This is a genomic window from Microbacterium sp. AG790 (assembly GCF_003634765.1).
Classification (GTDB): Bacteria; Actinomycetota; Actinomycetes; order Actinomycetales; family Microbacteriaceae; genus Microbacterium.
Genome location: NZ_RBWZ01000006.1, coordinates 113,943 through 126,438 on the forward strand (window position 1 = coordinate 113,943; position 12,496 = coordinate 126,438).

Sequence of the window (12,496 nt, forward strand, 5' to 3'; positions counted from 1 at the left end):
CGTTGCCTCCATCCTGCCCGATCGGCCCGCGCCGGCCGGGTGCCCGCGCGGGAGGCGCCGAGACCGACGGCGCGGGTAACGTTGCGAGCGTGAGCGATGCCGCCGAACCCACCGTGCTGGTCCGCACCGTCCGGGGAGTGGGCCACCTGACCCTCAACCGTCCGCGCGCCATCAACGCACTCGACCTGGGCATGATCCAGACGATCTCCGCCGCCCTGGACCGCTGGGAGCACGACGCCGACATCGAGGTGGTGCTGCTGGACGGTGCGGGCGAGCGGGGCCTGTGCGCCGGGGGAGACGTGCGGGGCCTTCGCGAGTGGATCGTCGCCGGCCGGGTCGACGAGACCGCGCACTTCTTCCGCGCCGAGTACGCCCTGAACCTGCGTATCGCCACGTATCCGAAGCCGATCGTCGTCGTCGCCGACGGTGTGACGATGGGTGGTGGCATCGGGCTGGCCGGGCATGCGGCGGTCCGTGTCGTCACGGAACGCTCGCGCCTGGCCATGCCCGAGACACGGATCGGTTTCACTCCGGATGTGGGCGGCTCGTGGCTGCTGGCGCGCGCGCCCGGACGGCTCGGCGAGTACCTCGCGCTGACCGGCGAGGCGATGGATGCCGCGGACGCCCTCGCTGCCGGCTTCGCCGATGCGCTGGTGCCGAGCGAGCGGATCGGAGACCTGCGCGCGGCGCTGGCCGATCGTGCCGACCCCGGGACCCCGGCCGAGATCGTGCTGCTGTTCGACGAGACGTCGGGGCCGTCTCGGCTCGTCGCGGCTCGTCCGTGGATCGACGACGCTTTCGCGGCCGACACCGTCGCCGAGATCATCGCGCGGCTGCGTGCGCGGCCCGAGGCGGATGCCGTGGCCACCGCCGAGACGCTCGCGGCGCTCGCGCCCACCGCGTTGACCGTCACGCTGGCCGCCGTCCGTGCCGCCCGGCGGTTGCCGGATCTTCGCGCCGCGCTCGCGCAGGAGTATGGCCTCGTACTGTGGTTCGCCCAGACGCAGCCCGATCTGCCCGAGGGCATCCGGGCGCAGCTGGTCGACAAGGACCGCGACCCGCACTGGCATCCGGCCGCGCTCGCCGACCTCGAGGACGGGCTGGCCGAGCGGGCGCTGGCGTTCGAGCCGCCACTGGCGCTGTGGGCGCCGCGATGACGCGCACGCGCGCGCACCGCAGGTGGTCGATCGGCGTCGCGATCGACCAGTTCTTCTTCGTCTTCGCGGGGCTGGCGGCCATCTGGCTCGCCTATCTGGGCTTCACCGAGAGCTTCGCGGTCGGGTGGTGGGGCATCCTCGGCTTCCTGCTGTTCTGGCTGCTGCTGGCCTACCTCGTGCTGCCCCGACTGCACCGGATCCTGACGACGATCTACGTGCCCGACTACTTCATCGGTCGCGCCCGCACGAGCGACGGGCTTCTCGGCGACCCTGTGAACCTCGCCTTCCTGGGAGACGGCGAGCAGATCGAGCGGGCGATGCGGGCCTCGGGGTGGACCAAGGCCGATCCCGTCACCTTCGCGTCGTCCTGGCGCATCGTCACCTCGACCCTGCGTCGCCGCAGCTACCACGAAGCCCCGGTGAGCCCCCTGTTCCTCTTCGGCCGTCAGCAGGACTTCGCCTATCAGCAAGAGGTCGACGGCAACCCGGCGCAGCGCCACCACGTGCGCTTCTGGAGATGTCCGGACGGGTGGCTGCTGCCGGGAGGCCGCCGCGTCGACTGGCTGGCGGCGGGCACGTTCGACACCTCGGTCGGGCTGTCGCTGTTCACCCTGCAGGTCACCCACCGCATCGACGCCGACACCGACGTCGAGCGCGATCACATCGTCGCCACTCTCCGAACCGGCGAGCCGGCCGTGCGGGTGGACGTGATCGCGGACTTCTCCACGGGCTACCACGCCCGCAACGGCGGCGGGGACAGCATCCGCACCGATGGCGACCTGCCCGTGGTCGACGTGCGCGCCGTGCGCATCTCCGAGGAGGCCGTCGCATGAGCGGGCAGCGGCACGTGCGGCCCGAGCGTCGGCCGTCCTACGAGCCGGTGACCCGGCTGCTGCAGCCGATCGCCCATGACCCGAAGATGCCGCGGCCGTCGACGACGGTGACCGGTGCCGCCCTGGTGCTGCTGAGCGCGCTCGTCGGGATCGCCTCGATGGTCGAGCTCGCGGTGAACTGGACGGGCTACGCGAGCCAGCTCGTCCTCGATCTCGACGGCGGCGATGTCACCCCTGATCTGGCCGACGCCTCTCTCGCGGTCCTGCTCGTCGTTCTCGGTGCGGCCGTGGTGATCCAGCTCGTGTGCGTGATCCTGCTGTTCTTCGGCAGCAACCTCGCACGCGTCGCGGTGATGAGCGTCGCCACCCTGTCCATCGCCAGCGCTTTCGCGAGCTGGTGGGCGCGCGATCAGGAGATCACGCTGTTCACGACGCTGCCCGCCCTGGCGCTCGACATCCTCGTGCTGCTCGCCCTGTCCAGCCGCAGCGCCGCGGCCTACGCCCGTCGCAACGAGAAGCGCTGAGAGGTCCCGTGTTCGACAGTCCCCTTTCCGCGTCCGCCTACGAGGTGCTCGGGGTCGCGGCGGATGCCGCCGACGACGAGCTCCGCAAGGCGTATCGCCTGCGGCTGCGTCAGACCCACCCCGACACCGGCGGCGATGCCGCGCTCTTCGTCCACGTGCAGCGCGCGTGGGAGCTCGTCGGCACGCCGGATGCCCGGAGCGCCTACGATCGCGGTCACGGTTTCGGCGCCTCGGCGCCGTCATACGGTCCGGACGGCGCCGACGGTGACGGCAGCGGCGCCGGCACGAGCTGGCGTCCGCCGTCGCGCCCGGCCGACACGCGCCCGCGGGCGCGTTCGTTCGGTCAACCCGGGGGCTGGCGCCGCGAGCGCTATCTGGATCTCATCCGCGAGTGGGCGGGGCGCGGCACCGAGCTGCCCGACCCGTACGACCCGGCGCTGGTGCGCGCGGCCCCGCGCGAGCTGAAGCGGATGCTCGCGGATGCCCTCGCCGAAGAGGCCAGTGCGCGTGTCATCGGTGACCTGGGAATGGGGTACACGGTGTGGCACGACGTCGCCGTGGACCCGCGTGATGCGTCTGTGAAGGTCGATCACATCGTGCTCGGACCGAGCGGCCTCTACGCTCTGCTCAGCGAGGATCTCGGTGGTCCGGTGCGACTGCGCCGCGGTGAGCTGATCGGTGACGGTGTCGAGGGTTCTCCGATCGCCGACCTGGTCACGGGGGCACGCGTGCTGGCGCGCGCGGCGCGTGTCCGCTTCAGCGGCGCGATCGTCGTGCTGCCCGACGACGACGTCGTCAGCGCGATCGAGGAGATCGGCAAGGTGCGCTCGCTGCCGGTCGCGGTCGTCGCCCGTTCGGCGTTGGCGACGGTGCTCCGGCGGGGCCTGACCGGGGCCCGCGACATCGGCGGCAACGAGCTGTTCGACGTGCGCACACGCCTGCAGCAGACCGTGCGCTTCGTCTGAGGAGCGTCCGGCTCGCCGTCTAGGGTGAGGGCATGGACCCCGCCGGCTGGACCTTCGTGATCCTCGCGCTCGCGGTCATCGCGTTCGTCAGCGGCAAGGTGCCGTTGGCGCTCGTCGCCGTGGGTGTCGCGCTCGCGCTCTGGGCCACCGGGGTGCTCACCCTCGGCGAGGCGTTCGCCGGGTTCGGCGACCCCACGGTGCTGTTCATCGCGTCGCTGTTCGTCGTGAGTGAAGCGCTGGATGCCACGGGTGTCACGGCCTGGCTGGGCCATCAGGTCGTCACCCGCGCGGGCGCGGGCAGGGCCCGCCTCACCGTCGTCATCGGCGCTCTGGCGGCCGTGCTCACCGCTTTCATCTCCATCAACGGCGCCGTCGCCGCACTGCTGCCGGTCGTGGTCGTCGTCGCCGTACGTGCCGGCATCGCTCCGTCGAAACTGCTGATCCCGCTGGCATTCGCCGCCAGTGCGGGCTCGCTGCTCACGCTCACCGGCACCCCCGTGAACATCGTGGTCAGTGAGGCCGCCGTCTCCGCCGGCGGGCGGGAGTTCGGCTTCTTCGAGTTCGCGCTCGCCGGCATCCCTCTCGTGGTGTGCACCGTCGTCATCGTCGCGCTCGGCGGAGGACGGCTGCTGCCGTCTCGTAGTGCCGAACGTCTGAGCGATCTCGCCCCCGATCCGCGTGAGCACGCCCAGACCCTCCGCGACAGCTACGACGTCGACCTCGACACCGGCCGCCTGTTCAGCGTGCGCGAGGGCGTCGCCGAGGTGCTGGTCTCGCCCCGCTCGCGCCTCATCGGGCGCACCGCATCGGCGGGCATGACCACGAGCGAGCAGAACCTGGTGATCCTCGCCGTCCGCCGCGGCGAGGAGGACGGGCCGAACGCCTCACGCGGCACCGGTGTCGCCGGATCGCTCGTGTTGCGCGCCGGTGACGCGATGCTGGTGCAGGGGTCGTGGGCTGCCCTGACGCGCTACACCCAATCGCCCGACGTCATCGCCGTCACACCTCCCCAGATCCTCCAGCGCGCGGTTCCCCTCGGCCGAGGCGCCAAACGGGCCATCGGCATCCTGGCGGTGATGGTCCTGCTGCTCGCGACGGGCCTGGTTCCCGCAGCCGTGGCGGGACTGCTCGCGGCCGGAGCACTCGTGCTGACGCGGGTCTTGAGCGTTCCGCAGACCTATCGCGCCATCTCGTGGACCACCGTCATCCTCATCGCCGGGATGGTCCCGCTGTCTTCCGCCTTCGTGTCGACGGGCGCCGCCGACGTCGTCGCGGGCGCCGTCCTCGGCGTCATCGGCACCGGTTCACCCCACCTGGCGCTGCTGGTGCTCTGCGTGCTGACGATGGTGCTCGGCCAGTTCATCTCCAACGTCGCCACCGTCCTGGTCGTGATCCCCATCGCCGTCGCGATCTCGCAGTCGCTCCAGGTGAGCGTGCAGCCGTTCATGATGGCGCTCACCGTCGCCGGAGCCGCGGCATTCCTCACACCGGTCGCGACGCCCGCGAACCTCATGGTGATGCAGCCGGGCGGCTATCGGTTCGGCGACTACGGCAGGCTCGGGTTGCCGCTGATGTTCGTGTACCTCGCGGTGGCGGTGCTGTATGTTCCGCTGATCTGGCCGTTCTGACGCCGCGCGCCGCCGCGGGCGGGCTCAGTTCGCAAGTCCCCAGAGCTGCAGCGGGTGGGTGAGACGCCACCACGCGTCGGGGTCGGGGAGGTCGGCCGTCAGATGCACCCCGACGGTGGTCCCGCCCAGGGGGCCGCGCACCAGCACCTGCCCGACGGCGGCATTCGCCGTGCGGGCCTGTCCCAGATCGAGCGTCGTGGTCGTCGTCGCCGCTGCGACGTTCCAGAGGATCACGGCCGCGTCGGCATCCGTCACGATGTTCGCCGTCGCCCCCCAGGCGGTGCTCACGACGCCGGCGAGCGTGCCGGCCGGCAGCGTGAGGGGCCTGGAGACCTCGGCCGTGACCTCGGACAGCAGACGCGCCGTCTCCTGATCGCGTGCCTCCGCCGTGGGCTGGCCGAGCGCGGTGGCGTAGACGCGCACCGGCGTGGAGCCGACGGTGATGTCCTTCGCGGCGAGCAGATTGTAGAACGCCGCCAGGCTGCCCGTCTTCAGGCCCACCACGCCGGGATCGCTCAGCAGATCGTTCGTGTTGGTGACCTCGCCCGCGCCGGGCAGCTCGACCGTGCGGGTGCGGGCGATCTCCGCGACCACCGGGTGGGCGAGGGCGATCTGCGCCAGGGTGACCAGGGCGGCCGGCTCGGCGGTGTTGGCCGGGTCGATTCCCGTCGGTTCGGACAGCGTGATCGCCCCGAGGCCGTGCCGGTCGAGCCAGGCCCGTGCGGCCTGCGCGAAGACCTCGTCGGTGGGCCAGAGGGTGCTGGCGAGTCGATTGGTGTAGTTGCCCGCCGAGCCCATCAGAATGCCCTGCAGCATCTGGTACTCGCTGAGCGTGCCACCGACGGGCACGTCCAGCGCCGATTCGTCGTCGGCCAGGTAGTCCCAGTAGGTCTGGCGGTCCCGCGAGGTGAAGGTGAACTCCGGGCCGGACTGTCCGACGGCCAGCGGCATCTCGTCGAGGATCATCAGGACGGTGACGACCTTGGAGATGCTCGCCATCGACACGGGTGCGCTCGAGGAGGCCGCGACGGCATCGAATCCCGCGACTCCGACGGCGCCGGCACCGGCGGCCGGCCAGGCCACTGTCGAGGCGGTGGCCACCGGCCCATCGGGCGTGATCTCGCGCACGGTCGGCGCGACGGCCCACAGCGGCCACAGGAGCGTCGCAGCCGCGTAGGCGCCGCAGACGCCGACAGTGGTGAGCAGCGGCACGACCACGCCGGCGCGCAAGGGCGAACGCCGCGGACGCCTCTGCAGCAGGTCGGGCGCGGCGGTGGAGGCCGCCGACGTGTCCACCGCGCCGGTGACGGTCTCGTCGTCGACCCAGGCGAGCGCGCGGCGGCCCGCGCGATTGCGGACGACGATGGTGTCGGTCGGGGCGGTGCTCTCCCGCAGCGCGCGGCGCGACGGCGGGGGCGCGGCGTCCGAGGTCACCCGCCCAACGTACCCGTTCGCCGCTATACTCGAGCGCACAACCACGGGAGTCCGGTGAGCCGGGCTGAGAGGAAGCGATCCACGCTTCGACCGTCGAACCTGATCCGGATCATGCCGGCGCAGGGAGGAGAGAATATGCACGCGTCTGCGTCCCCGTCCACCACCACCTCGTCGGATGCCGCGGCATCCCATTCCCGTATCGGTATCGGCCGTCTGCGCTGGAGAGTTGTCGACATCGTCGTCGCCAGCGTCATCGGCGTCGCATCGGGCCTGATCTTCCTGCTCTGGAACATCGGCTACCTCGGCCCCAAGAGCCTGCTCGACCCGCTGCTGCCCGGCATGCAGGGCCTGCTGGACGGTCCGTGGTTGTTCGCCGGCGTGCTCGGAGCGCTCATCATCCGCAAGCCCGGAGCGGCGCTGTACACCGAGACGCTCGCCGCCGTCGTCTCCGCCCTCGTCGGCAACCAGTGGGGCGGCTTCCTCACTCTGGAAGCCGGGCTCGTCCAGGGGCTCGGAGCCGAGCTCGTCTTCCTGCTGTTCCTCTACCGGACGTGGAAGCTGCCGGTGGCGATCCTCGCCGGAGCCGGCGCGGCCATCGCGGGGGGCATCAACAACCTGATCCTCTGGTATGCCGGGGCCGACGCCGCGTTCACCGTGATCTACATGATCTGCACCACCCTCTCGGGCGCCGTCATCGCCGGAGCCCTGTCGTGGGTGCTCGCCCGGGGCCTTGCCGCGACCGGCGCGCTGGATCGTTTCGCCGTGGGGCGCGAACGCCGCGACCTCGTCTGACGTGGCGGTCGACCTCGGCGGATCGGTCGCACCGGCCGCGGTCAGCGCCCACGGATGGGGCTGGCGACATGCGTCACGGCGGGCCTGGGCGGTGCGCGACGTCTCGTTGCGCATCGACCCGGGTGAGCGCGTGCTCCTGCTCGGCGCTTCCGGCGCGGGCAAGTCCACCCTGCTCCAGGGACTTGCCGGGGTGCTGGGCGGCGACGAAGAAGGAGAGTCGGCGGGAGCGCTGCTGATCGACGGGGCACCGGCCGCGGCGGCGCGCGGACGGGCGGGCCTCGTGCTGCAGGACCCGGACGCGCAGGTGATTCTGGCGCGGGTGGGCGACGACGTCGCCTTCGGCTGCGAGAACCTGGGCGTGCCGCGCGAGGAGATCTGGCCGCGGGTGCACGCCGCACTGGATGCCGTGCGGCTGGACGTCGGCATCGACCGGCCCACGCACGCGCTGTCGGGCGGGCAGAAGCAGCGCCTCGCCCTCGCCGGCGCGCTCGCCATGCGCCCGGGGCTGCTGCTGCTGGATGAGCCGACCGCCAACCTCGACCCGGTGGGCGTCGCCGACGTCCGCGACGCCGTGGGACGCGTCCTCGACGCCACGGGGGCGACGCTCGTGGTCGTGGAGCATCGCGTCGATGTCTGGCTGCCCCTCGTCGACCGGGTGATCGTGCTCGGGGCTGACGGCCTTCTCGCCGACGGCCCCCCGCAGAGCGTGCTCGGCGCGCGGGGTGCGGAACTCGCCGATGCGGGCGTCTGGGTTCCCGGCATCCCTCCGGCCGTGCCTCCCCCGCCCGCTGCCGGCGCGGGGGAGGGGCTGCTGCGCGCGCGGGAGCTGGCCGTCGCGCGGGTGCGCGGCGTGCCGGTCGCGACCGGCATCGATCTCGAGGTCCGCGCGGGTGAGGTGCTCGCGATCACGGGACCCAACGGCGCCGGCAAGTCGACGCTCGGGCTCACCCTCGCGGGACTGCTGCGCCCGGCATCCGGCGAGCTGTCGGCCTCCGCGCCGCTCGCCGCCGGCGCCGCGCCGGCGCCGATCGCGTGGCGCTCACGTGAGCTTCTCACCCGCATCGGCACCGTCTTCCAGGACCCGGAGCATCAGCTGCTCGCCCGATCGGTGCGCGGCGAGCTCGAGGTCGGGCCGCGCGCGCTCGGGATGGACGAGGCCGCCTGCGCCGCCCGCGTCGACGAGCTCCTGGAACGCTTGCGGCTGAGCGCGCTCGCCGCCGCCAACCCGTACACGCTGTCGGGAGGGGAGAAACGCCGACTCACCGTCGCCGCCGTCCTCGCCACCGCCCCGCGTGTGCTCGTGCTGGACGAGCCGACCTTCGGTCAGGACGCGCGCACGTGGGCGGAGCTGGTCGCGTTGCTCGCCCGCCTGCGCGACGACGGATCGGCGATCGTGGCGATCACCCACGACGAGGCCGTCGTCGACGCGCTCCGCGCCCGGCGCTTCGCCCTGGGTGCGCAGGCGGCGGCATGAGCCTGCTCGCCGCGAACACGTGCACCCGGCCCGGTGTCGTCGCACAGCTCAACCCGGTCGCCAAGCTCGCCGCCAGCGCCGTGATCGCCCTGACCCTGATCGTGACGCTGGACTGGGTGTCGGCTGCGGTCGCGCTGGCGCTGGAGAGCGTCCTCTTCCTGTTCGCGGGGCTGCGCTGGCGCGAGTTCTGGATGCGGACGTGGCCGGTGTGGCTGGCCGCGCCCCTGACGGCCCTGACGATCGCGCTCTACGGCGCGGCGTCCGGGCCGGTCTACGTCGAGTGGTTCGTCGTGCGCATCAGCGAGGGCTCGCTCACGCTCGCCGTCGCGACCTTCTTCCGTGTGCTCGCCGTGGCTCTGCCCTCGGTCGTGCTGTTCGTCACCGTCGATCCCACCGATCTGGCCGACGGGCTCGCCCAGGTCTGGCACCTGCCCGCGCGCTTCGTGCTCGGCGCGCTGGCGGGACTGCGGATGGTCGGACTGTTCCTCGAGGACTGGAGGGCTCTCGAACTGGCCCGCCGGGCCCGCGGCATCGCCGATCAGGGTCGGATTCGACGCTTCGCCGGCATGGCGTTCGCCCTGCTCGTGCTCTCCATCCGGCGCGGCTCCAAGCTCGCCACCGCGATGGAGGCCCGCGGCTTCGGTGCTCCCGGTCGCCGAACCTGGGCCCGCGTCTCCCGCTTCGGTGGGCGGGAGTGGATGCTCGTGGCGGTGGGCGTCGCGATCTCGGCGGTCTCCGTGTCGGTCGCCGTCGCCGCGGGCACGTGGAACTTCATCCTCGGCCCGCGTTGAGCGGCAGCTCCACGACGCGGCGGGCGAGCGCCTCCTCGACGACCAGTTCGGTGATCAGCCCCGCCGCCAGCGCGCCGCGCAGCGCGTCGATCTTGGACAGGCTCGACACGGCGCACAGGCGACGAGGGATACGGCGGATGACGTCGAAGGAAGGCCCGCTCGAGCGGTCGTTGAGCTCGATGCCGGAGGTCGAGCCGTCCAGCCGGTAGAACACGGTGGCGCAGTCGCCGACGACGCCGTCGCGCAGCAGCATTCTCAGGTCCTCCCCGGTCAGGTAGCCGCCGGCATAGACGTGCGAGGGAACGTCGGCCTGGGGGGAGCCCAGCCCGAACACGAACACCTGCACGCGCGCCTGCGCGTCCACAACGCGGCGGATGGAGCGCTCTCGCCACAGCAGCTGCTTCGTATGCGGGTCGTCGAACAAGGCGGGCACGGGAAACTGCTGGACGTCGGTGCCGAACGCCTGGCCGAAGCGCTCCAGAATGGCACCCGAGTAGCTGATGCCGGAGGTCGACTCGTTCGCCGCGCCGTTCATCTGGACGATCTGCGATTCGCGCAACCGCTTGGTCGGCAGGTGGCGGGCGATCGCCGACACCGTCGCACCCCAGGCGATGCCGATGCTCGCCTGGGGATCGAGCGTGGTCGACAGGACGTGCGCCGCGGTGCGCGCGGTGCGCTCCAGGCGCTCGGCGTCGGTCGTTCGCGGCGGAGTGCTGACGACATGCACCGAGATGCCGTAGCGCTCGGACAGTCGGCGGGCGACGACGCTCGTGGCCTCCTGCGGCGAATGAACCGTGATCTCCACCAGGCCGATCTCTCGGGCGTGCGCGATCAGGCGCGAGACCGACGATCGCGACAGCTTCATCTCGGCGGCGATCTGCTCCATCGTCTGGTCCTGCACGTAATACAGCTGTGCGGCGTGCAGCGCGTCACGGGCTCGCGCCTCGGCGTCGGTCTCGATGCTCACGGGTCCTCCTGATCATGCACATTCGTGCAGAGTGCGGGCTACGATGCACGTATGTTCAGATCGTTTGCGCGTTCGTTCACCGACGTTTCAGTGTAGATCCGTTCCACCGTGAAAAACGCGCGGCGAGACACTGCGAAGCCGCGGAAGGAAGAGCGATGACCGAGTCGAAGGCGACGATCCGTCCGAACATCCAGGCCCTGAAGGACCGCCCCCATGCGGAGGTCCTGATCATCGGGGGTGGCATCAACGGCATCGCGACGTTCCGCGACCTCGCCCTGCAGGGCGTCGACGTCGCTCTCGTCGAACGCGATGACTATGTCAGCGGCGCCTCCTCGGCATCCAGCCACATGATCCACGGCGGAGTGCGCTACCTGGAGAACGGCGAGTTCCGTCTCGTGAAGGAGTCGGTGACCGAGCGCAACCGGCTCGTGCGCAACGCGCCCCACTTCGTGCGCCCGCTGCCCACGACGATTCCGATCCACCGCACCATCTCCGGCATCCTCACCGCCCCCTTCCGCCTGCTCGTCACGCACGGTCGTGGCAAGCCGAGCGAGCGCGGTGCGCTGCTGATCAAGCTCGGCCTCGTGATGTACGACACCTTCTCGCGCGACGGGGGCGCCGTGCCGCGCCACCGCTTCCACGGCCGTCGCCGCTCGCGCGAGCTGTTCCCCGACCTCGACGACCGGTTCCGCTACACCGCGACCTACTACGACGCCTCCATGCACGACCCCGAGCGGCTCGCGCTCGACGTGCTGCGCGACGGAGCGCGGGAAGAGTCCGCGCGCGCTGCGAACTACGCGCCCGTCGTCGGCGCCGACGGCACGGCGGTCATCATCCGCGACACCGTCACCGGCGAAGAGTTCCCCTTCACCGCCGACGTCGTCGTCAACACGAGTGGGCCGTGGACCGACATCACCAATGGCGCTCTGGGCGCCCCTACCCGCTTCATGGGGGGGACGAAGGGCTCGCACATCGTGCTGGAGAACCCGGAGCTGCTGGAGGCGACCCGCGGCAACGAGATCTTCTTCGAGGCGGCCGACGGTCGGATCGTTCTGATCTACCCGCTGAAGGGCCGCGTCATGGTCGGCACGACCGACATCGACGCCGACCCCTCGACCCCGACCGTCTGCACCGACGACGAGATCTCGTACTTCTTCGATCTCATCGCCCAGGTCTTCCCGCACATCACGGTGGACCGCTCGCAGATCGTCTACACCTTCTCGGGCATCCGTCCGCTGCCGCGTCACGACGACGTCGCCCCCGGCTTCGTGTCGCGCGACTACCGCATCGAGAAGGCGCGCCTGGGCGGGGCCGACGGCGTTGCGGTGATGAGCCTGGTCGGGGGGAAGTGGACGACCTTCCGCGCCCTCGCCGAGCACCTGTCCACCGAGGTGCTCGCCGCGCTCGGCCGCCCGCGTCGGATCTCGACGCTCGATCTCGCGATCGGCGGCGGCGCCGGGTATCCGCGCACCGACGCCGACCGGTCCCGCTGGCTCGAAGCTCACCGCGGAGCCCACAGCGCCGCCTTCGCCGATCGCATGCTGGAGCGCTACGGCACCTACGCCACCGAGATGCTCGCAACGCTTCCGGTCAACCAGCGTCCGCTCGAGCACGCCCCGGGCTACTCGGCGGAGGAGATCGCCTTCCTGGCCGAGCGCGAGGAGGTGGTCACACTCATCGATCTGCTGCTGCGCCGCACGCACATCGCCTTCGTCGGCGGCGTCACCGCCGAGACCCTCGCCGAAGTGGCCGAGGCAGCGGCCCCGGTTCTCGGATGGGATGCCGATGCCATCCGTGCCCAGATCGACGATGCGGCCCGCGTGCTCCAGGAGCGGCACCGCATCGACGTCGAGACCTCCCACCTGGCGCCCTTGAGCGCATGAGAGGCAGGAGGAGCCGCTTCTAGAATCCGGCGCGGCCTGACGCCGGCA

Annotated in this window: 11 protein-coding genes and 1 riboswitch; of the genes, 9 read left to right on the plus strand and 2 right to left on the minus strand. The window is 71.5% G+C overall.

Going from position 1 to position 12,496, the window contains the following annotated elements; translation table 11 throughout:
- The first annotated feature begins 89 nt into the window (after positions 1–89).
- From DEU37_RS01140 to DEU37_RS01160, 5 genes are read left to right on the plus strand one after another with little or no spacing between them, the layout of a single operon-like run.
- Positions 90–1,157 carry an enoyl-CoA hydratase/isomerase family protein gene (locus DEU37_RS01140; RefSeq protein WP_121188874.1) on the plus strand — a complete coding sequence of 356 codons (1,068 nt, stop codon included), beginning with the start codon at positions 90–92 and terminating at the stop codon, positions 1,155–1,157.
- Positions 1,154–1,990 carry an LssY C-terminal domain-containing protein gene (locus DEU37_RS01145; RefSeq protein ID WP_121189600.1) on the plus strand — a complete coding sequence of 279 codons (837 nt, stop codon included), beginning with the start codon at positions 1,154–1,156 and terminating at the stop codon, positions 1,988–1,990. The genes DEU37_RS01140 and DEU37_RS01145 overlap by 4 nt, the downstream gene beginning before the upstream one ends.
- The gene (locus DEU37_RS01150) at positions 1,987–2,514 is read left to right on the plus strand and encodes a hypothetical protein (RefSeq protein WP_121188875.1); all 528 of its coding nucleotides are present in this window, start codon (positions 1,987–1,989) and stop codon (positions 2,512–2,514) included. The genes DEU37_RS01145 and DEU37_RS01150 overlap by 4 nt, the downstream gene beginning before the upstream one ends.
- 8 nt (positions 2,515–2,522) lie before the next feature.
- Positions 2,523–3,479, plus strand: coding sequence for a DnaJ domain-containing protein (locus DEU37_RS01155; RefSeq protein ID WP_121188876.1), 957 nt, complete (start codon positions 2,523–2,525; stop codon positions 3,477–3,479).
- Between the two features lie 32 nt (positions 3,480–3,511).
- A complete protein-coding gene (locus DEU37_RS01160) occupies positions 3,512–5,107 on the plus strand; it encodes an SLC13 family permease (RefSeq protein ID WP_121188877.1) in 1,596 nt (531 codons plus the stop codon).
- Between the two features lie 24 nt (positions 5,108–5,131).
- Here the strand turns inward: DEU37_RS01160 and DEU37_RS01165 are convergent, their stop codons facing one another.
- Positions 5,132–6,541, minus strand: coding sequence for a D-alanyl-D-alanine carboxypeptidase (locus DEU37_RS01165; protein WP_259457093.1), 1,410 nt, complete (start codon positions 6,539–6,541; stop codon positions 5,132–5,134).
- 33 nt (positions 6,542–6,574) lie between these two features.
- A riboswitch (TPP riboswitch) is annotated at positions 6,575–6,684 on the plus strand.
- On the opposite strand from DEU37_RS01165, the gene DEU37_RS01170 reads away from it, so the two are divergent.
- The 3 genes from DEU37_RS01170 (at position 6,677) to DEU37_RS01180 (ending at position 9,598) form a co-directional block, all read left to right on the plus strand.
- Entirely contained in the window at positions 6,677–7,333 is a 657-nt protein-coding gene (locus DEU37_RS01170) for an ECF transporter S component (RefSeq protein WP_121188878.1), read from the plus strand. It overlaps the preceding riboswitch by 8 nt.
- 91 nt (positions 7,334–7,424) lie before the next feature.
- Entirely contained in the window at positions 7,425–8,807 is a 1,383-nt protein-coding gene (locus tag DEU37_RS01175) for an ABC transporter ATP-binding protein (RefSeq protein ID WP_121189602.1), read from the plus strand.
- Complete coding sequence (locus DEU37_RS01180) at positions 8,804–9,598, plus strand: energy-coupling factor transporter transmembrane protein EcfT (protein WP_121188879.1); 795 nt, start codon at positions 8,804–8,806, stop codon at positions 9,596–9,598. Before DEU37_RS01175 ends, DEU37_RS01180 begins: the two co-directional genes overlap by 4 nt.
- Here the strand turns inward: DEU37_RS01180 and DEU37_RS01185 are convergent.
- Entirely contained in the window at positions 9,579–10,565 is a 987-nt protein-coding gene (locus tag DEU37_RS01185; RefSeq protein WP_121188880.1) for a sugar-binding transcriptional regulator, read from the minus strand. The genes DEU37_RS01180 and DEU37_RS01185 overlap by 20 nt on opposite strands.
- 155 nt (positions 10,566–10,720) lie before the next feature.
- On the opposite strand from DEU37_RS01185, the gene DEU37_RS01190 reads away from it, so the two are divergent.
- Entirely contained in the window at positions 10,721–12,448 is a 1,728-nt protein-coding gene (locus tag DEU37_RS01190; protein ID WP_121188881.1) for a glycerol-3-phosphate dehydrogenase/oxidase, read from the plus strand.
- Positions 12,449–12,496: the final 48 nt, after the last annotated feature.